This is a genomic window from Geobacter anodireducens (genome assembly GCA_001628815.1).
In the GTDB taxonomy this organism is placed as follows: domain Bacteria; phylum Desulfobacterota; class Desulfuromonadia; order Geobacterales; family Geobacteraceae; genus Geobacter; species Geobacter anodireducens.
In genome coordinates, this window is the sequence record CP014963.1 from 1,039,508 (window position 1) to 1,058,753 (window position 19,246).

Annotated in this window: 18 protein-coding genes and 2 pseudogenes; 14 read left to right on the top strand and 6 right to left on the bottom strand. The window is 65.1% G+C overall.

Going from position 1 to position 19,246, the window contains the following annotated elements; translation table 11 throughout:
- Positions 1 to 25 precede the first annotated feature (25 nt).
- The 5 genes from A2G06_04855 to A2G06_04875 form a co-directional block, all read right to left on the bottom strand.
- A complete protein-coding gene (locus A2G06_04855; protein ID ANA39792.1) occupies positions 26 to 961 on the bottom strand; it encodes a polysaccharide deacetylase in 936 nt (311 codons plus the stop codon).
- A 7-nt stretch (positions 962 to 968) separates the two neighbouring features.
- Entirely contained in the window at positions 969 to 2,183 is a 1,215-nt protein-coding gene (locus tag A2G06_04860; protein ID ANA39793.1) for a peptidase U32, read from the bottom strand.
- Positions 2,184 to 2,281: 98 nt separating this feature from the next.
- The gene (locus A2G06_04865) at positions 2,282 to 3,901 is read right to left on the bottom strand and encodes a glycosyl transferase (GenBank protein ANA39794.1); all 1,620 of its coding nucleotides are present in this window, start codon (positions 3,899 to 3,901) and stop codon (positions 2,282 to 2,284) included.
- Positions 3,885 to 4,178, bottom strand: coding sequence for a Lipid A biosynthesis, N-terminal (locus A2G06_04870; GenBank protein ANA39795.1), 294 nt, complete (start codon positions 4,176 to 4,178; stop codon positions 3,885 to 3,887). Before A2G06_04870 ends, A2G06_04865 begins: the two co-directional genes overlap by 17 nt.
- Positions 4,171 to 4,884 (bottom strand): glycosyl transferase, encoded by a 714-nt coding sequence (locus A2G06_04875; GenBank protein ANA39796.1) that lies wholly within the window; start codon positions 4,882 to 4,884, stop codon positions 4,171 to 4,173. The genes A2G06_04870 and A2G06_04875 overlap by 8 nt, the downstream gene beginning before the upstream one ends.
- Before the next feature lie 196 nt (positions 4,885 to 5,080).
- Between A2G06_04875 and A2G06_04880 the strand changes: the two genes are divergently transcribed.
- The 11 genes and pseudogenes from A2G06_04880 (at position 5,081) to A2G06_04930 (ending at position 14,769) form a co-directional block, all read left to right on the top strand.
- Positions 5,081 to 5,809 carry a tol-pal system protein YbgF gene (locus A2G06_04880; protein ANA39797.1) on the top strand — a complete coding sequence of 243 codons (729 nt, stop codon included), beginning with the start codon at positions 5,081 to 5,083 and terminating at the stop codon, positions 5,807 to 5,809.
- Between the two features lie 73 nt (positions 5,810 to 5,882).
- The gene (locus tag A2G06_04885; GenBank protein ANA41594.1) at positions 5,883 to 6,884 is read left to right on the top strand and encodes a peptidoglycan-binding protein LysM; all 1,002 of its coding nucleotides are present in this window, start codon (positions 5,883 to 5,885) and stop codon (positions 6,882 to 6,884) included.
- A gap of 85 nt (positions 6,885 to 6,969) precedes the next feature.
- Positions 6,970 to 8,008, top strand: a pseudogene (locus tag A2G06_04890) (DNA processing protein DprA).
- Between the two features lie 14 nt (positions 8,009 to 8,022).
- Complete coding sequence (locus tag A2G06_04895; protein ANA39798.1) at positions 8,023 to 10,296, top strand: DNA topoisomerase I; 2,274 nt, start codon at positions 8,023 to 8,025, stop codon at positions 10,294 to 10,296.
- A 72-nt stretch (positions 10,297 to 10,368) separates the two neighbouring features.
- The gene (locus A2G06_04900; GenBank protein ANA39799.1) at positions 10,369 to 10,779 is read left to right on the top strand and encodes a hypothetical protein; all 411 of its coding nucleotides are present in this window, start codon (positions 10,369 to 10,371) and stop codon (positions 10,777 to 10,779) included.
- A complete protein-coding gene (gene gid, locus A2G06_04905; protein ANA39800.1) occupies positions 10,776 to 12,080 on the top strand; it encodes a tRNA (uracil-5-)-methyltransferase in 1,305 nt (434 codons plus the stop codon). Before A2G06_04900 ends, gid begins: the two co-directional genes overlap by 4 nt.
- Before the next feature lie 79 nt (positions 12,081 to 12,159).
- On the top strand, positions 12,160 to 12,441 hold the full coding sequence (locus A2G06_04910) for a hypothetical protein (GenBank protein ANA39801.1): 282 nt from the start codon (positions 12,160 to 12,162) through the stop codon (positions 12,439 to 12,441).
- Positions 12,428 to 13,003 (top strand): septum formation protein Maf, encoded by a 576-nt coding sequence (locus A2G06_04915; GenBank protein ANA39802.1) that lies wholly within the window; start codon positions 12,428 to 12,430, stop codon positions 13,001 to 13,003. The genes A2G06_04910 and A2G06_04915 overlap by 14 nt, the downstream gene beginning before the upstream one ends.
- A gap of 9 nt (positions 13,004 to 13,012) precedes the next feature.
- A complete protein-coding gene (locus A2G06_04920; GenBank protein ID ANA39803.1) occupies positions 13,013 to 13,708 on the top strand; it encodes a YggS family pyridoxal phosphate enzyme in 696 nt (231 codons plus the stop codon).
- An 82-nt stretch (positions 13,709 to 13,790) separates the two neighbouring features.
- The gene (locus A2G06_04925) at positions 13,791 to 14,594 is read left to right on the top strand and encodes a polysaccharide deacetylase (GenBank protein ID ANA39804.1); all 804 of its coding nucleotides are present in this window, start codon (positions 13,791 to 13,793) and stop codon (positions 14,592 to 14,594) included.
- Positions 14,581 to 14,769 (top strand): hypothetical protein, encoded by a 189-nt coding sequence (locus tag A2G06_04930; GenBank protein ANA39805.1) that lies wholly within the window; start codon positions 14,581 to 14,583, stop codon positions 14,767 to 14,769. Before A2G06_04925 ends, A2G06_04930 begins: the two co-directional genes overlap by 14 nt.
- A 92-nt stretch (positions 14,770 to 14,861) precedes the next feature.
- Here the strand turns inward: A2G06_04930 and A2G06_04935 are convergent, their stop codons facing one another.
- Positions 14,862 to 15,674: a pyrroline-5-carboxylate reductase gene (locus A2G06_04935; protein ANA39806.1), complete on the bottom strand. Its 813-nt coding sequence runs from the start codon at positions 15,672 to 15,674 to the stop codon at positions 14,862 to 14,864.
- 288 nt (positions 15,675 to 15,962) lie between these two features.
- Between A2G06_04935 and A2G06_04940 the strand changes: the two genes are divergently transcribed.
- The 3 genes and pseudogenes from A2G06_04940 to A2G06_04950 all read left to right on the top strand — a co-directional run bounded on the left by A2G06_04940 (position 15,963) and on the right by A2G06_04950 (position 19,218).
- Positions 15,963 to 16,508 carry a Cro/Cl family transcriptional regulator gene (locus tag A2G06_04940; GenBank protein ID ANA39807.1) on the top strand — a complete coding sequence of 182 codons (546 nt, stop codon included), beginning with the start codon at positions 15,963 to 15,965 and terminating at the stop codon, positions 16,506 to 16,508.
- A 193-nt stretch (positions 16,509 to 16,701) separates the two neighbouring features.
- Entirely contained in the window at positions 16,702 to 17,898 is a 1,197-nt protein-coding gene (locus A2G06_04945) for a saccharopine dehydrogenase (protein ANA39808.1), read from the top strand.
- Positions 17,899 to 18,086: 188 nt separating this feature from the next.
- Positions 18,087 to 19,218: pseudogene (locus A2G06_04950) on the top strand (carboxynorspermidine decarboxylase).
- The last annotated feature ends 28 nt before the right edge of the window (positions 19,219 to 19,246 follow it).

The window sequence follows — 19,246 nt, forward strand, 5'->3', positions numbered from 1 at the left end:
CTCCTCTGGTGATCAACGCCGGAAATCACGGTTCTCCGGCCGCCGGCCCCGGTTCGCTCCATTCCTCGCCCTGAACCGCCACCCGCCCGGGACGGCCCGGGATCTCCTCCATGGTGAGCCGGCAGACGGGCACGGTTGCCCGCTTGGCCTCGTCCGCGGCTTCGCCCAGGGTGACGAAGCGGGCGCCGGTTCCCGTGAGCCGGTCCAGCAGCGACGCCAGGTGCGGCGCATAGCGCTTCCCTTCGATTTCGGCCTGCACCGTGTGGACGTTGAGCCCCGGCCCCACCAGGCCCATGAGCCGGTCCACGGCCTCCCGCTCCGCAACGATCCCCCCGCCCAGCAGTTCGTCAAGGGTCGGCAGGGTGGTGGGCACCTGGAGGGTGCCGAACCGCCGTCCGTCAACAACCGGGTAGAAGGGGGTCCGTCCCCGGCAATCGCTGCAGAAGGACAGGAGCATGGAGTCCTGGATTTCAAGGGAGTCGGCGCTCACGGTCCAGCCGGGCGCCGCGGCGGTCCGGGCCCGCCGTCCCATCACCTCCTCGAAGAGGGCGCAGGCGCGGCCCAGTTCCAGGGCGATCATTTTTTTCGGGATCCAGGGAAGAAGGTCGTGCCACTTCACATGGTCCCAGCCGTGGATGCCCACCTCATGGCCGAGGCGGGCAGTGAGCCGGATGGTGTCGGCGAGCCGGTTGCCGATGATGGGGGGCGGGATCAGCAGTCCCGAGAGAAGGGTCCGCGGCCCCAGCAGGGCCGGTGCGTTGAGCCGGAGGCTGGTCCGGAGGAATCCCCGCCGGGTGATGATGCGGCGCACCGCCTTGCCGGTGTTGTCGGGACCCAGGGAAAAGTAGAATGTCGCCTTGACCCCGAAGCGGCCGAGGATGTCGAGGATGCGCGGGATGCCGTCCCGGGTCCCCACGAAGGTGTCGGCATCGACCTTGATGGCGATGGTGGGCCGTTCCATGGCGACCTCAGTCGTCCCGTTCCCGCCGCAGCAGATCCCAGGGGGCGGCCGCACCGGGGAGTGTCGCCCGGATCCGCTGGTTCGGGTGGGCTTCGGCCAGGGGAGCCCCGTTCTGGTCGGTGAAGGTGTCGAGCGTGAAGGTGTCCGAGCGCATGCCCGGCCCCATCAGCTCCATGGTCCAGCCGGGCCGGATGCGGTTGCGGACGGCGAGGACGGCGGTGCCGTCGGTAAGGATCTCGTCCACCACGGCGAGAAAGTCATGGCTGCGCAGGTAGCGGGAGTCGTACTCCAGGTCCGCCGCCTCGGGGCGGCCCAGGAGGAAGCCGGTGGTGTATCCCCGGTGGCTCACCTTGGACAGCTCCTCCAGCCACTCGGGGCGGAACGCGTACCCGGCGGGGTCGGCGGCATAGCGGTCCAGCGCCTCCCGATAGACCCGCACCACCGACGCCACGTAGTGAATTCCCTTCATCCTCCCCTCGATCTTGAGGGAGTCGGCTCCCGCCTCCACCAGCTCGGGAATGTGGCGGATGAGGCAGAGGTCCCGGGAGTTGAAGATGAAGGTGCCGTTTTCATCCTCCGTGACCGGGTAATACTCGCCGGGTCGGCGTTCCTCCACCAGGGCGTAGCTCCAGCGGCAGGGATGGGTGCACTCCCCCCGGTTGGCATGGCGGCCGGTCATGACGGCGGAGAGGAGGCAGCGTCCCGAATAGGCCACGCAGAGGGCGCCGTGGGCAAAGACCTCCAGTTCGGCCGACACGTGGCGGCGGGTTTCGCGGATCGCCTCCAGGGACATCTCCCGGGCCAGGTTGATGCGGCTGATGCCCTGCTGCTGCCAGAAGAGAGCGCTGCGCCAGGTGGTGGTATTGGCCTGGGTCGAGAGATGGATGGTGCATTCCGGGACGATGCGGCGGATGGTGGCGATGACCCCGGGATCGGCGGCGATGAAGGCGTCGAAGGGGATCGGCGCCACCTCTTCCAGGTAGCTGTCCAGCTCCTCCAGTTCGTCGGTGTCGGGATAGCTGTTGACCGTGAGGTAGACCTTCACCCCCCGGTCGTGGGCATAGGCCACGGCCTCGGCCATGGTGGCGGGAGTGAAGTTGTCGGCCTGGCTCCGCAGGCCGAAGCGGGCACCGCCCAGGTAGACGGCGTCGGCGCCGTAGTGGATGGCCACCTTGAGTTTTTCGAGGTTCCCGGCCGGGGCCAGGAGTTCGGGGATCTGCATGACTGCTCCGCGCTGAAGGTTCGTGTGGCCGGGATGATATCACAGTCATCGTCCCCGGCAGAACACTTTGATGGAAGAACGAGAACAAAGAGGGCGGATCAGGGCACCGGTGGCGGGGGAGGCTCCCTTCGGCAGAGATAGGCCGTGTGCTTGCGCTGGACAAAGACCGGCGTGACGGAGCAGGCGTGCTTCAGCCGGAACTGATCCATCTGGCCCTGGTCGGTCACCACGAAGATTTCGCCCCGTGCGGCCAGAAACCGCTCCACGTCGGCATCGGTGGGAAGGTAGATGTCCCGGCGGGAGCCGTCCTCCTCGAAGCGGAGATCCCGGTCGGTCACGAGCCCCATGGCGGCGATCCGGTTCCGGTAGAAGGAGAGCGAGGGGATGAACGTGCCGTACATCAGGATGTCGCGCTTGTGCTCCGGGTCGATGCGGTCGATGGCGGCGACCATGTCGCCGTATCCCTTAAGGTGTGGGCCCAGATGCGTCATGGCGCTGTAGACCGTCACCGACAGGCAGAGGGTATAGAGGGCCGTGTTCCTGACGAACTGGGGCGAGAGGCGGCTCTTCCAGAGGTAGGCGCACAGGACGAGGAGCGCTGCGCCGTACAGGAGGAGCTGGAGCTTCAGGGGGGCGGCCGGCTTGTAGAAAAAGCCGGTCCCGCCGGCCGCAATGGCGGCCAGAGTGAGGATGACCAGGGTGGCGGCGCGCAGCCGGGCCGTCTCGAACCGGGCCAGCGCGTACGCCGTTATGATCGAGGCCGTGCCGTAAAAGGGGAGGATGTAGGCGGACAGCTTGCTCTTGGCCAGGGAGAACACCACCAGCGGCGCCACGATATAGACGAAGAGCGTCCTGATCCGTCCGTCGAGCTGCTTCCATCCGGCGACGCCCCGGGCCAGGAACAGCGTGTAGGGGAAAAAGGTGGCGCTGAAGATGACGAAAAAGTACCAGAACGGCTTGTCCCGGCCGAAGCGGTTGGTGGCCACCCGGTCCACGGTCTGGACTTTGAGGAAGTAGTCGGGAAGCTCCGGATTGCTGATGCTCACCGCCAGATACCAGGGGAGCGCTACCGCTGCAAAGGCGCCGGCTGCCCCGGCCACCTCGCGCCAGGTGAAAACGTTGCGGTGATCGCGGTCAAAGGTCTTGGCCACCAGAAAGGGGAGCAGGGTGAAGAGCAGGATGATCGGCCCCTTGGTGAGGAACCCGAGGCCCAGGAACAGCCCGTACAGGGGGGCGTTCCAGAAGCTGCGCTCGCCGTACATCTGGCGGAAGAGCATGAGTTGGGCCAGGGCCGTGAAGCAGGCCAGGTAGATGTCGGTGGAAACCACCCGCGACGAGGAGAGAAAGAGGAGCGATGTGCCGCAGATGAGCATGGCATTGATCGCCTCGTCCCCGTTGCCGAGGAAGATGCGGGCCGTCCCGAGCAGGGCGGCCAGGGCCGCCGTTGCGGCAACGATGCCGAAGAAGCGGACCCCGAAGCCGTTGATGCCGAAGATCTCCATGCCGGCGGCCATTCCCCACATGGACAGGGGGGGCTTGTGGAAGTGCTTGATGCCGTTCAGGTGCGGCTCGAGCCAGTTCCCGGTCACTACCATCTCCCGGGCGATTTCGCCGTAGCGGGCCTCGGTGGACTCTCTCAGGTGGAGGGCCGACCCGGGGTAGAGGAGGATCAGGAAGTAGATGGCCAGGAAGGGGAGCGCCCTACGACTCAAGCGCATCGATCACGTCCTTCCTCTTGTTCTTGCGGATGAAGTAGAGGTTGCGCAGGTAGATGACCGTGCCGGTGGATTGTCCCACGATGAAGACCGGGTCCTGTTTTATGACGGCGTAGACCAGCAGGAACAACCCGCCGATGATGCTGAAGTACCAGAACGCCTCGGGAATGACGCTTTCCTTCCGGCGTTCGGTATGGATCCACTGGACGAAAAAGCGCATGAAGAACAGGGCCTGTCCGGCGAAACCGATTCCCATGGTAAGCATCGCCGCCTTAGACATGTCTTTCTCCTATGGTTGCCGGTTGATACCGCCGTTGCATCCAGCGCACCGCCAGCAGGTCGAAGAACCCCTCCCTGGCCCGCCGCCAGTTGGTGTAGTTGGACGTGCCGTGGCGCCGGGGGCGGTGGTTCACCTCCATCTCAACGACGCGGGCCCCCTCCAGCCTCATGAGGGTCGGCAGGAAGCGGTGCATCCCCTTGAACATCTTGATCCGCTTCACCATGTCCGCCCGCATGACCTTCAGGGAGCAACCGGTGTCGTGAATGCTCTCCCCGGTGAGGCGATTGCGGATGCCGTTGCCGATCCTGCTCCCCAGCCGTTTGGACAGGGTATCGCGCCTGTTGCGGCGCCAGCCGGTCACCATGTCGCAGCCTTCGCCGTAACGGGCCATCATGGCCGGCACATCGGCCGGGTCGTTCTGCCCGTCGGCGTCCATGGTGATGATGACATCCCCGGCGGCATGGGCGAAGCCCACCCCCAGGGCCGCGGACTGGCCCCGGTTGGCTGCCAGCGATAGGTAGCGGGCGGCCGGGTACTCCCGCGCCAGGGCCTTGAGTACCCCGAGACTGCCGTCGCGGCTGCCGTCGTCGACGAAGATTACCTCGTATTCGTACCGTTCGGCATCTGCCATCCGGGTGATCTCGTCGAAAAGGGGGAGGAGATTGTCCTGCTCGTTATGCACCGGAATGACAAAGGAAATCTTCATGTGCGGTCCTGTGGGCGCTCACTCTGCCGGATGCTGTCTCGCTGATCGATGGTTATAGCACATTCAACGCGAACGTAATCAACAAAATTACGTGAATATATCCATAGGTAACGCATGCGTCCGGTCACGGCTTTGACCTTGACAAACAAGGGGAAATGTCATTAACTCTCCGGAGAGTTCACCGGGGAGAGGGTCCATGAACCTGCTCAGACACGCTGTTGCCGGATTCTGTCTTGTGACGGCCGCCGGTTGCGCCGGCCAGGATGTGATGGTGCGGAAACAGTCGGAGATGGAGACGCGCCTGGAGCACCTGCATCAGGCCAGCACCACCTCCGGCGTGCGCCTCGCCGAACTTTCGGCCGAGGTGACCGCGCTCCGCGAGCGCCTGGCCGCCCAGGGCGCCGAGCTCGAGCAGCTCAGGGCCGGACAGCGGGAACTGCAGGCGAACATCAGCGAGCGCCTCGTCCAGGTCGCCCCCGCGGCCGGTATCCCATCCCGCATCGAGGTGGTGAGCCGCGACGGCGCGCCCCGTGAAAAGGACGGCCCCCCCGAAGCCTACCTGAAGGCCTTCGGCCTCTACAGCGCCAACAATTTCACCGCCGCCGTGGAGGCGTTTCGGGCATTCCTCGCGGAACATCCCGACAGCGAGTACGCGGGCAATGCCCTCTACTGGATCGGCGAATGCCACTATTCGCGCTCCGATCTGCCCCAAGCGCTGGATGCCTTCAGATTGGTGGCCGAACGCTACCCCGCGAGCAACAAGGTTCCCGACGCCCTCCTCAAGAGCGGTTACACGCTCTATGCCCTGAAGGAGCCGGAACGGGCCCGGGAGATCCTCGAATCGCTCGCCGCCAGGTATCCCCGGAGCCCCGCCGCGGCCAAGGCCCGCGAACGGCTTGCTGCTGCGGCTTCGAAAAAACAGTGATTCCGTACCCATGCCGGCGTTCGCCCTGCCGGCGCATCAGGTGCCCCTTCACGGACGGGGCCGCGAGGTGACCATGAAACGGATGCTGGCTGCTTCCCTGCTTCTCGCCCTATCTCTTGTCGCTCCCCTTGGGGTGCTGGCTGCCGCCGAGGAGCCGACGGTCTACGTCATCCAGAAGGGTGACACCCTCTGGGGACTGTCCGAGCGCTTTCTCAAGGACCCCTACTACTGGCCGAACCTCTGGGCCAGGAACCCTGCCATCGGCAACCCCCACTTCATCTATCCGGGCCAGCGGGTCCGGGTCTATCCCGACCGGATCGAGATCGAGCCGCGCATGCCCGCCACGCCCGAGGCGGCGCCGTCGCCCCGCCCCTCCGAGGAGCCGGTGGCGGAGCGGAGCTTCCTGGTGAGCGGCAGCGAAGGCTATCTGGTGGAAAAAGGGTTCAAGCCCGCCGGCAGGATCATCACCACCAGCCAGAACCGCGTGATCGTGGGCGAGGACGACATCGTCTACGTGGACATCGGCGCGGATCAGGGCGCCAGGGTGGGGGACCGGTTTTCCGTCTACAAGAAGCTCGATGCCGTGAGCCACCCGGTCACGAACGTGATCCTGGGTGAGAAGATGATCCCCCTCGGCACCCTCCAGCTCACCGAGGTGGAAGGAAAGGCCTCCAAGGCAATCGTGACCAAGTCCTACCAGGAGATCGGGCCGGGCTCCCTCATCCTCCCCTGGCGGGACAAGCGGCGCCTGGTTCCCCTGAAGGCGGCCCAGCAGGATATGGACGGCTTCATCGTGGACTCCCAGGGGGGCAACAAGGCCATCAGCGAAGGCGATCTCGTCTTCATAGACCTGGGGAAAAGCCAGGGCGCCCAGCCGGGATACCTGTTCTACGTGCTGCGCGACGTGGTGCCCGACCAGCAGTATGCCGACATCTCCGTGAAAAAGCTGCCGCCCGAGGTGATCGGCGCCCTGGTGGTGGTGGCCAGCGGCGAGACCACGTCGACGGCCCTGGTGGTGAAGAGCATCGATACCATTTACCGGGGCGACCGGGTCGAGGTCCGGGCCGCCAGGTAGGCAGCATTGCGGGGACCGGCACGGCCGGTCCCCGTTTCGCATCCCCCGTCTCCGGCATGAAAGGGCCTGCCGCCTTCCCACTCCCATGTATCACTGGTTCGCACTCAGATCGGTCCCCCTGGTGGGGAATGTCCTCTATCGACGGCTGCTGGAGCGGTTCGGCTCTCCCGAGGCGGTTTTCAGGGCCTCCGACGCGGAGCTTGCGTCCGTGCGCGGCGTGAGCCCAGCGGTCGCGGCCTCCATCCGGGGGCATGATCCCCGCTCCTTTGCCGAGTCGGAGTGCGAGCGGGTCAGGCGCGCCGGCGTCCGCATCGTCACCATCCGGGACCCGGACTATCCGCCGCTTCTCCTCCAGATTGCCGACCCGCCCCCCTATCTCTACGTGAAGGGCGACCCGACGGGGCTGGAGCCCGCCGTGGCCGTGGTGGGGTCGCGCCGGGCCACCGTCTACGGTCGGACCGTCACGGCCCGGCTGGCCGAGGACCTTGCCCGCCGCGGGGTGGCGGTGGTTTCGGGCATGGCCCGGGGCATCGATACCGCGGCACACCAGGGCGCCTGGCCGGGGAGGGGAAGACCGTCGGCGTGCTGGGGTGCGGCATCGACTTCGCCCGGGTGGCCGACCGGGGAGCCCTGGTGTCCGAGTTCCCCCTGGGCACGGCCCCCTGGCCGAGAATTTCCCCCGCCGCAACCGGATCATCAGCGGCATGTGCCGCGGTGTCCTGGTGGTGGAGGCGGCCGAGCGGAGCGGTTCGCTCATCACGGCGCAGATGGCCCTGGACCAGGGGCGGGACGTCTTCGCCATTCCGGGGAACATCACGAGCAGCGGCAGCAGCGGCACCAACCGGCTCATCCGGGAAGGTGCCAAGCTCGTGGCCGGGATCGGGGATATCCTGGAAGAGCTTGCCCCCCGCGCTGCGGCCGCGGTCGCGGCTGCGCCGTTCTTGCCGCCGCTTCCCGCCGGCGAGGCTGCCCTGATGGCGATGTTCGGCGCCGATCCCCTCCACATTGACGAGATCATTGCCAAAAGCGCGTTGACAGTGGGGGAGGTTTCGGCTATGTTACTGCGCCTGGAACTGAAGGGAGTCGTAACTCAGCTTCCCGGCAAGTTTTTTCACGCTAACTGACAACGGTACCGTCTATGTCCCAACATCTCGTCATAGTAGAATCTCCTGCCAAGGCTAAGACCATAGAGAAGTTCCTCGGCCCGGATTACAAGGTGCTCGCATCCTACGGCCACGTGCGCGCCCTGCCCAGCAAGCAGGGCTCCGTGGACGTGGAACACGATTTCGAGCCCCGCTACGCCGTCCTGCCCGAGAGCAAGCGGCACATCGACGCCATCAAGAAGGAGTTGAAGGCGAGCGATTCGCTCCTGCTGGCCACTGACCCCGACCGGGAAGGGGAGGCCATCTCCTGGCACCTGCTGGCGGCCCTGGGCGTGAAGCCCGAGAAGCCGCCGGTGCCGGTCAGGCGGGTGGTGTTCCACGAGATCACCAAGGACGCCATCGTCCACGCCGTGGAGAATCCCCGCACCATCTCCCAGGATCTGGTGGACGCCCAGCAGGCCCGCTCCATCCTCGACTATCTCGTGGGCTTCAACCTCTCCCCCTTCCTCTGGAAGAAGATCCGCTACGGCCTTTCCGCCGGCCGGGTCCAGTCGGTGGCCCTGCGGCTCATCTGCGAGCGGGAGAAGGAGATCCAGGCGTTCCAGTCCCGGGAATACTGGACCATCGGCGCGGAGCTGGCCAAGGAAAAGGGGCAGAAGTGCACCGCCAACCTGGTCGAAGCCGAGGGGAAGAAGCTCGACAAGTTCGACATCCCCGACCAGGCGGCCGCCGACCGGCTCGTGACGGCCCTGGAGAACGCCACCTACACCGTGGACAAGGTGACCAAGAGCGAGCGCAAGCGGACGCCGGCGCCGCCGTTCACCACCTCCACCCTCCAGCAGGAGGCGGCCCGCAAGCTGGGGTTCTCGGCCAAGAAGACCATGTCCACGGCCCAGAAGCTCTACGAAGGGGTCGCCATCGACGAGGGGCTCGTGGGTCTCATCACCTACATGCGTACCGACAGCGTGGTGCTGTCGAACCAGGCCCTGCAGGAGGCCCACCAGGTCATCACCTCCCTGTATGGTCCCGAATACGCCCTGGCCAAGCCCCGCTTCTACAAGAACAAGGCGAAGAACGCCCAGGAGGCCCACGAGGCGGTCCGTCCCACCTCCATCGCCCGTACTCCCGCGGAGCTGAAGAAGTACCTCTCCTCGGACCAGTTCAAGCTGTACGACCTGATCTGGAAGCGGACCGTGGCCTGCCAGATGGCCGAGGCGCTCCTGGACCAGACCTCCGTCGATATCGGCGCGGGCAAGGGCTACCGCTTCCGGGCCGCCGGCACGGTGATCCGCTTCCCCGGCTTCATGAAGCTGTACATCGAAGGGGTGGACGATCAGGCCGAAGAGAAGGAGGGGACCCTTCCTCCCCTCACGGAGGGGGAGCTCCTTAAGCTCCTGAAGCTCCTGCCGGAGCAGCACTTCACCCAGCCGCCCCCCCGGTACACCGAGGCGAGCCTGGTGAAGACGCTGGAGGAATACGGCATCGGGCGCCCCTCCACCTACGCCTCCATCATGAACACGCTCCTGGAGCGCAAGTACGCCCGCCTCGACAGCAAGCGCTTCATCCCCGAGGATGTGGGGATGGTGGTTAATGATCTTCTGACCAACCATTTCACCACGTACGTGGACTACAACTTCACCGCCACTCTTGAGGAAGAGCTCGACCAGGTCTCCCGGGGGGAAAAACAGTGGAAGCCGCTGCTGCGCGAGTTCTGGGAGCCCTTCCAGGGGCTGCTCAGGCAGAAGGAGGGCGAGGTCAGCAAGGCGGACCTCACCACCGAGGCCACGGACGAGGCATGCCCCGATTGTGGAAAACCTCTGGTGGTGAAGCTCGGCAAGCGCGGCAAGTTCATCGCCTGCTCCGGCTACAAGGAGGGGTGCACTTATACCCGCAACATCGACCAGGGGGAAGGGAAGGAGAAGGCTGAGCCGGTCCTGTCCGAGGAAACGTGCGACAAGTGCGGCAGCCCCATGCTCATCAAGGACGGGCGCTTCGGCAAGTACCTGGCCTGCTCGGCCTATCCCGCCTGCAAGAACATCCAGCCCCTGGTAAAGCCCAAGGGGACCGGCCTTACCTGCCCCGAGTGCAAGGAAGGGGAGCTGACCGAGAAAAAGTCCCGCTACGGCAAGATGTTCTACTCCTGCAACCGCTACCCCCAGTGCAAGTTCGCCCTCTGGGATCCGCCCCAGCCGGGGCCGTGCCCCACGTGCGGCTTCCCGCTGCTGGTGAAGAAGGTCTACAAGCGGGAAGGGGAGTTCCTCAAGTGTCCCAAGGAAGGATGCGACTACCGGACCGAAGGGAAAAAGTAATCACGTGGCCGACCGGGCGGGGAGCGATCCCCGCCTTTTTCTCGCACGGAACGTGGTCGATAAGGGGATCCCATGATGCTTGCCGATATGCATGAAGCCTGTGAACAGTGCCGCTTCGCCTATGCCCGGATCGATACCGAGTGCTGGGGCGAGGCGAGCTCCCGGCGGGTCATGTGCCCCATCTGCGGCTGGACCAAGTACGAGGAGCAGATCTGGACCTTCGCCCTGCCCACCATCGTCAAGCGGAGCGTCGTGCGGGGATGCGGCGCCTACCGGCTCATTCCGCCCGGCGGCTTCTCGGGGTACAACGCCTTTCACGTGCCACCCTCCCGGGAGGTTGTGGCCCACATCCGCCAGTTGCTCGACAGCGGCTGGAAGGGGTATCTGACCCTCTGGGACGAGGAGAAGGGAAAGGCCCGGCTCCTGGCCGGCCACCCCCTCCAGAAGTTCGAGATTCCCGCCGGCGGGGACCCGTCCCCGTGACCGGTGCCGTCACCATCATCGGCGGCGGCCTGGCGGGATGCGAGGCCGCCTGGCAGATCGCCGGGCGCGGCGTGCGGGTCGTCCTGCGGGAGATGAAGCCCCAGCGCTACTCGCCGGCCCACCACCTGTCCGGGCTGGCGGAGCTGGTCTGCTCAAACTCGCTCCGGGGGGAGTCCCTGGAGAACGCCGTGGGGCTCCTCAAGGAAGAGTTGCGGCGGGCCGGCTCCCTCGTCATGGCCGCTGCCGACGCCACCCGGGTGCCGGCAGGCGGCGCCCTGGCCGTGGACCGGGAGCTGTTTTCCTCCTACGTGACCGAGCGGATCGAAGGGCATCCCCTGATCGAGCTGGTGCGGGAGGAGGTGACGGAGCTTCCCGCCGAGGGGATCCTGGTGATCGCCTCGGGCCCCCTGACCAGCGACGCCCTGGCCGAGCGGCTGAAGCAGATCACCGGCGACAGCCTCTACTTCTACGATGCCATCGCTCCCATCGTTGCGGCCGATTCCCTCGATGCGGGCAAGGTTTTCCGGGCCTCCCGCTACGGCAAGGGGGACGGCGACGACTACCTGAACTGCCCCCTGTCCGAAGAGGAGTACGAGCGGTTCGTTGATGCCGTTCTTGCCGCGGAAAAGGTGCCGGCCAGGGACTTTGAAAAGGTGGTACACTTTGAGGGGTGCATGCCCATCGAAGAGATGGCGGAACGGGGGCGGGAAACCCTCCGCTTCGGCCCCCTGAAGCCGGTGGGGCTCACGGACCCGCGCACCGGCCGGGAGCCCCACGCGGTGGTGCAGTTGCGGGCCGAGAACCGGGAGGGGACCCTGTTCAACCTGGTGGGCTTCCAGACCAAGCTCACCTGGCCCGAGCAGCGGCGGGTCTTCCGGATGATCCCCGGACTGGAGAACGCCGAGTTCGTCCGGCTCGGCTCCATGCACCGCAACACGTTCATCAATGCGCCGACCCTGCTGGAGCCCACCTTCCGGCTCAAGGGCGATCCCCGCACCTTCTTCGCCGGCCAGATCACCGGGGTGGAGGGATACGTGGAATCGGCGGGCAGCGGTTTCCTGGCCGGCATCAACAGTGCCCGGCTCGTGCGGGGCGAGGAACCGGCAGTCCCGCCACCGACCACCGCCCTGGGCGCGCTGGTGGCCCATATCACCACGGCGCCGGCCAGGCACTTTCAGCCCATGAACGTAAACTACGGGCTGTTCCCGCCCCTCGAGGGGAAAGTGAAGAAGAAGGAGCGCCGGGGAAGGCTTGCGGAACGGGCCCTGGCGGAACTGGATCATTGGCTCGCAACAGTGTAGGGGCGAACCTCGCGTTCGCCCTTGACGTCGCGTGACACCAGAAGCGGACGATCGCAAGGATCGCTCCTACGGGGTATCTATGGACGACAAGGAAAAACAGGAAATATCCCTCATCGGCAGGCTCCTCTCCCTGGAGGCGCTCCTGATCCTCATGGGGATCGTCTCCCTGGGCTACGGCATTGCGCGGTCCCAGGTCATGAACATCTTCTGGGGCGTGGTGATCCTGGTGGGGGCCGTGGTCCTTTCCTTTGTCAGGAAAAAGGACTGGAAGAAGCACTGGGAGGAGCTGGAGATCGAGAAACGCCGCCACGAGGAACGGATCAAGGCGCGGAACGAGGGAGAAAAGGATGGAAAAGGGTAGGATCGTCCTGGCGTCCGCCTCGCCCCGTCGGCTGGAGCTGCTGGCATCGGCCGGGGTGGAGTTCGACGTCTTCGCGAGCGATATCCCCGAGGAGCCCATCCCCGGCGAGGCCCCGGCGGATTTCGCCGTGCGCCTGGCCCGGGACAAGGCCGTGGCCACGGCGGCCCGGACCGAGGGGCGCTGGTTCGTGGGTGCCGACACCATCGTGGTCTGCGCCGGCGAGATCATGGGCAAGCCCGTGGATGAGGCCGATGCCGTGCGGATGCTCAGGAAACTGTCCGGCGTTTCCCACGAGGTGATCACCGGCTATGCCGTTTACGACCGGGAGCGCGACGGTCTGCTCTGCAAGGCGGTGGTGACCAGGGTCGTGTTCAAGCCCTTGCGGGACGAGGAAATCAGCGCCTACGTGGCCACCGGCTGCCCCATGGACAAGGCCGGAGCCTATGCCATCCAGGGGGGCGCTGCCTATATGGTTGAGCGGATCGACGGCTCCTATACCAATGTGGTTGGCCTGCCGCTCTGCGAAGTGGTGGAGGATCTGCGCCGCATCGGCGCCCTGTGAGTTCCGGCCATGGCAATCGCCGACAATCTGACCCATATCCTGGCAAAGATCGCGGACGCGGCCCGGCGGGCCGGGCGTGATCCGGCGCCGGTGCGCCTCGTGGCGGTCTCCAAGACCATGCCGGCCGAGGCGGTTGAGGAAGCGGCCCGGGCAGGGCAGCGGCTCTTCGGCGAGAACTACGTGCAGGAATTCACGGCCAAGGCCCGTGAGGTGCGCGAGCCGGTGGAGTGGCATTTCATCGGCCATCTCCAGTCCAACAAGGTCAAGTATCTGGCCGGGCTCGTGACCTGCATCCACTCGGTTGACCGCCTGTCCCTGGCCGAGGAGATCGACCGCCAGTGGGCAAAGCTCGACGCGGTCTGCGACATCCTCGTGCAGGTGAACATAGCCGGCGAGGAGACCAAGAGCGGCACCTCCGCGGCCGAACTCACGGACCTGGTGGCGGCCATGGCGACCCTGCCCCACGTGCGGGTCCGGGGTCTCATGACCATGCCTCCCTTCTTCGACGACCCCGAGGAGGCCCGTCCCTACTTCCGGGAGCTCAGGCGCCTGGCCGACGCAGTGGCTGCCGAGAATATCCCCGGCGTGTCCATGGCGGAACTCTCCATGGGGATGTCCGGCGACTACGAAGCCGCCGTGGAGGAGGGAGCCACGCTGGTCCGCATCGGAACGGCCCTGTTCGGCGAGCGGGTGTACCGCCCCTGACCAGCTCTCCCGTCACTATCCCCGTGGCGGCCTTTGGGCCGCAATTCCCGTAGTCATTCCCTTTGTGGAGGTTGTAGCGCCCATGCTGTTCCGCCTGATTGTCGCGGTTATGTTCCTGGCGTCCTTCCCGTCCACCGCCCGGGCCGTGCCCCGGCCGGTTTCGGCCGCGGATTTCTCGGTCCCCATCCTCCTCTACCACCGCTTCGGCCCCACCGTTGCCGACGGCATGACCATCAAGACCCCGGTCTTCGAGGAGCACCTGAAGTACCTGAGGGACAACGGCTACCGGGTGATCCCCCTGCGGCAGGTGGTGGACTTCTATCTGAAAAAGGGACCGGCGCCGCCCCCCAAGTCGGTGGTGATCGTGGAGGACGACGCCCACAAGTCGGTCTACACCGACATGCTGCCGCTGGTGAAGAAGTACCGGGTGCCGGTGACGGTCTTCATCTACCCCTCGGCCGTCTCGAACGCGAAGTATGCCATGACCTGGGACCAGCTCCGGGAGCTGAAAAAAACGGGGCTCTTCGATTTCCAGTCCCATACCTACTGGCATCCCAACTTCAAGAAGGAGCGGAAGAAGCTCCCCCCGGCGGAGTTCGACCGGCTGGTGGAGTCGCAGTTGAAAAAATCGAGGGAAAAGATCGAGAAGGAGCTGGGGGTGACGGTGGACATGCTCGCCTGGCCCTTCGGCATCTATGACGACGACCTGATCCGCCGGGCCGGGGTGCTGGGGTACCGGGCCACCTTCACCATCGACCGCCGCCACGTGACCCCGGCCGAGAGCGTCATGAAGCTGCCCCGTTATCTCATGATCAACGCCGACCAGGGGAAGGTCTTCGCCCAGATCCTGGCCGGGAGCGGCCCCAAGAGAAATGTCGTCTACTGATCCGCCGAAAAAGCATCCCTGCCCCGACTGCCGGTTCTGCCAGTGGTGCGGTGATGACCGCTGTTCCCTCTGCCTGCGGGGGTGCGCAAAGGGCAAAAAGCTCTCCCTGGCGGAGCAGATCGAGCTCTTTGAGAAGGTGAACCGAAAGGCTGCGGCCACAGAGGACACAGAGTAGCACCGGATTTCCGCCGTCTCCGCCCTGATCGATACGGGATTCGTGGCAGCCGCCGTTGCACGTTGAGAGTTCTCCTCTGCGGCGAAGAAGCGTTATTTTTTCCCCAGCTCCGCCGAGCGGGCGGTTGCGGCGTCCACGGCGGCCATGACCGCGCCGCGGAAGGCATCCCGCTCCAGGGAGGCGATGCCGGCGATGGTGCTGCCGCCGGGGGAGGTGACCTTTTCCTTGAGGATGCCCGGGTGATCGCCGGTCTCCAGAAGGAGCCTCGCGGCTCCCAGCACCGTCTGGGCCGCCAGCCGGGTGGCCACGTCCCGGGGCAGGCCGTTTTTCACGCCCGCGTCGGACAGGGCCTCCATGAAGAGGAAGACGTAGGCCGGGCCGCAGCCGGAGACGCCGGTGACGGCGTCCATGAGCTTTTCCTCCACCACGCAGGTGGTCCCCACCAGGTCGAAGATTCCCGCGGCAAAGAACAGATCGTCATCAGTGGCATTCCTGCCGCGGCAGAGGGCGGATGCCCCTTCCAGCACCAGGGCCGGGGTGTTCGGCATCACCCGGATCACCCGGGCCGCGCTGCCGCAGACCTCTTCCATGTCCGCGGTGGTGATCCCCGCCATGATGGAGATGAGCAGCTTGCCGTCGAGCCCTGCCGGCCCCAGGGCCGCAGCCATGCCCCGGAACACCTGGGGCTTCACGGCCATGACCAGGGCGCCGGCAGCGGCAACCACCCGGCCGTTGTCGGCGCAGACGTCGATGCCGTAGGTGCCGTGCAGGTATTCCCGCCGCGCGGCCACCGGTTCAGCCACCATCACGTCCGCCGCCGCGACCCCGCCGGCCAGCAGCCCTTTGATGATCGCCTCAGCCATGTTCCCGCCGCCGATGAAGCCGAGAGTGCTTCCCTTCAGCATCTTCGTTCCTCCTCGAAAATAGTATACTTTCTCCTACGGCATACGTTGAAAAATGTCAAGCCGGTGATCGGCCGAACGTGACGGAATGGTGCGGGGTTCTGAATATGTTTGGCCGGGTCAAAAAATCGTTGACACCCTGTTTTCTTTGTATTATATACCTCCCCTCGTGTCGATTGGTTTAAACGAAAAGTTTAGAAATGCTAAACCGGCTGCTTGACAGAAAGTTTAGAAATGCTAAACAGCGTGTGTAAACAAAGAGTTTAGTATTTCTGAACCAGGAGAAACCACGTGAAGATCGGCGAGCGGTTGAAGCGGCTCAGGATGATCAACTCCCTCACCCAGGAGGAACTGGCCAATCGGGCCGACCTGACCAAGGGATACATCTCCCAGCTTGAGAACGACGCCACCTCCCCGTCCATCGCCACCCTGAAGGACATCCTCGACGTCTTCGGCGTCAGCATGCAGGAGTTCTTCAGCGACCCCATCGGCGAGGACGTGGTCTACGGCAAGGATGCCCGGGTTCAGACCTCGGCCGACGATGCGGCCGTGACGGTGGAACTCCTCGTCCCCGGCGCCCAGAACCGGGAGATGGACCCGGCCCTGGTGACCCTGGCCCCGGGCGAGGAGATGGACGAGCAGAACTTCCACGAGGGGGAGGAGTTCGGCTTCGTCCTTCTGGGCCGGATCCAGCTCCGGCTGGACGACAAGATCTACACGGTGAAAAAGGACGAGTGCTTCTACTTCACCTCGGACAAGCGGCATACGGTGAAGAACATCGGCAAGGGGCCGGCGAAGATACTCTGGGTCGTGACCCCGCCGACCTTTGATTATTAACGAACGCGCTCTTTCCGAAATATCGCGTTCTCAAGAATTGTTACACGGATTTCAGCCCATATCATTAGTTCAAGCGGCGTCAGATTCGTGATGATAACGGCGGATGAGAGGAGAGGGGCCCGCAGGCGTAGCAGCGCTACGTCGACGAGCAGACGTCGTTAGCGCGCGAATATGGCGGCGCCCAGGAGGAATCATGAGCAAGGTACTGATAATCGGAGCCGGCGGCGTCGGCCAGGTCGTTGCCCACAAGTGCGCCCAGCGCAGGGACATCTTCAGCGGGATCACCCTGGCCTCCCGGACCAAGGCCAAGTGCGACGCCATCGCCGCCCAGTTGAACAACAGCATCGCCACTGCCCAAGTGGACGCGGACAATGTCCCCGAGTTGGTGGCGCTCATCAGGAAAGAGCAGCCGAAGCTCGTCATCAACGTGGCCCTGCCGTACCAGGACCTGACCATCATGGACGCCTGCCTGGAGACCGGGGTCGACTATCTCGACACCGCCAACTACGAGCCCCTGGACACCGCCAAGTTCGAGTACTCCTGGCAGTGGGCCTACCAGGACCGCTTCAAGAGCGCGGGGATCATGGCGCTGCTCGGTTCCGGCTTCGACCCCGGCGTGACCAACGTCTACACCGCCCTGGCCGCCAAGAAGTACCTGGACGAGGTGCAGGAGATCGACATCATCGATGCCAACGCCGGGAGCCACGGCCAGCCCTTTGCCACCAACTTCAACCCCGAGATCAACATCCGCGAGGTGACCGCCCCGTGCCGCCACTGGGAGAACGGCGAGTTCGTCGAGACGCCCCCCCTCTCCACCAAGCGGGTTTTCGACTTTCCCGAGGGTATCGGCCCCATGAACATCTATCGCCTCTATCACGAGGAGATGGAGTCCATTGTCAAGCATATCCCGACCATCAAGAAGGCCCAGTTCTGGATGACCTTCTCCGACAACTACCTGAAGCACCTGGAGGTGCTCCAGAACGTGGGCATGACGCGCATCGACGAGGTGGAGTTCCAGGGGCAGAAGATCGTGCCGATCCAGTTCCTGAAGGCGCTCCTCCCTGACCCCGGTTCCCTCGGCCCCCTCACCAAGGGGAAGACCTGCATCGGCGTCATCGCCCGCGGCCTCAAGGACGGCAAGCGGAAACAGGTCTACATCTACAACATCTGCGACCACGAGGCCTGCTACAAAGAGGTCGGCTCCCAGGCCATCAGCTACACCACCGGCGTACCGGCGGTGGTGGGCGGGATCATGATGCTGACCGGTAAATGGCACGCCCCGGGCGTCTGGAACATGGAGCAGTTCGATCCCGAGCCGTTCCTGGCGGAGCTTGGGCCCATGGGGCTGCCGACGGTGGTGGTGGACGGCGGCGAATGGCCGGAGCTGTAGGAGGAGCGCACTCTTCCGACCATCTCCCCGCCGTTCTCGGAATGCCCGTTGTGCGGCGTAGCGCTGCTACGCCTCCGCCGGCATCCCTGCGGGTGCGAGGATCCGGCCGAAATCTTGCGCTCCGGCGGTTAAGACGTTTGATCACTGTCTCTCTGCGGCGCCGTCCGCGGTAAATAAGGTTCTTGACTTTGACTGGTATCGACATCGAAAAAATCCTGAAGCTTGCCCCGTCTCCCGCCTACGTGGTGGACCTGGGGCGGCTGCGCCACAACCTGGCCATCCTGGACCAGGTGCACGCGGGGCCGTGGAGGCCTTCGCCATGTGGAGCGTCTTTCCGATCATCCGGGAGACGCTCCACGGGGTCTGCGCCAGTTCGCCGTGGGAGGCCCGGCTGGGGCGCGAGGAGTTCGGCCGGGAGGTCCACAGCTTCGCGGCCGCCTTCAAGGAGAGCGACGTGGTGGAGCTGCTTGCCACCTCCAACCACCTGGTTTTCAACTCCTTCAACCAGTTGGAGCGGTTCCGGCCCCTGTGGGAGAAGGAGCGGGGACGGGTCTCGGTGGGGCTGCGGGTGAACCCGGAGCATTCCGAGGGGCATACCCCCATCTACGATCCGTGCGCGCCCGCGTCGCGGCTCGGCATTCCCCGGCGGGAGTTCGACGGCAGATCCCTCCAGGGGGTGGAGGGGCTCCACTTCCATACCCTCTGCGAGCAGCTCTTCGAGCCCCTGGCGCGGACCGCCACGGTATTCGAGGAAAAGTTCGGCCCGTTTCTCCACGGCATGAAGTGGCTGAATCTGGGGGGCGGCCACCACATCACCCGTGAGGGGTACGACATCGACGCCTGGTGGAGCTCATCACGTACTTCAAGGGAAAGTACGGCGTGGAGGTCTACCTGGAGCCGGGGGAGGCCATTGCCATCGGCACCGGCATCTTGGTGGGGGAGGTGCTGGACGTGGTGCACAACGAGATGGACATCGCCATCCTCGACGTCTCCGCCACCTGCCACATGCCCGACGTGCTGGAGATGCCGTATCGTCCCGGCATTACCGGCGGCTTCGACCCCGGCGAGAAGGCCCACACCTACCGCCTCGGCGGGCCGTCGTGCCTGGCCGGGGACGTCATCGGCGACTGGTCCTTTGAGAAGCCCCTGAAGCCGGGCGACCGGCTCTCTTTCGAGGACATGTCCCACTACACCATGGTGAAGACCACCACGTTCAACGGCATCCAGCATCCGGCCATCTGCACCTTCGAGCCGGAGACCGGGGAGTTGCGGGTGGTGAGGACGTTCGGATACGAGGATTTCAAGAGCAGATTGTCTTAAGGAGGGGCGATATCTTCCGACCATCTCG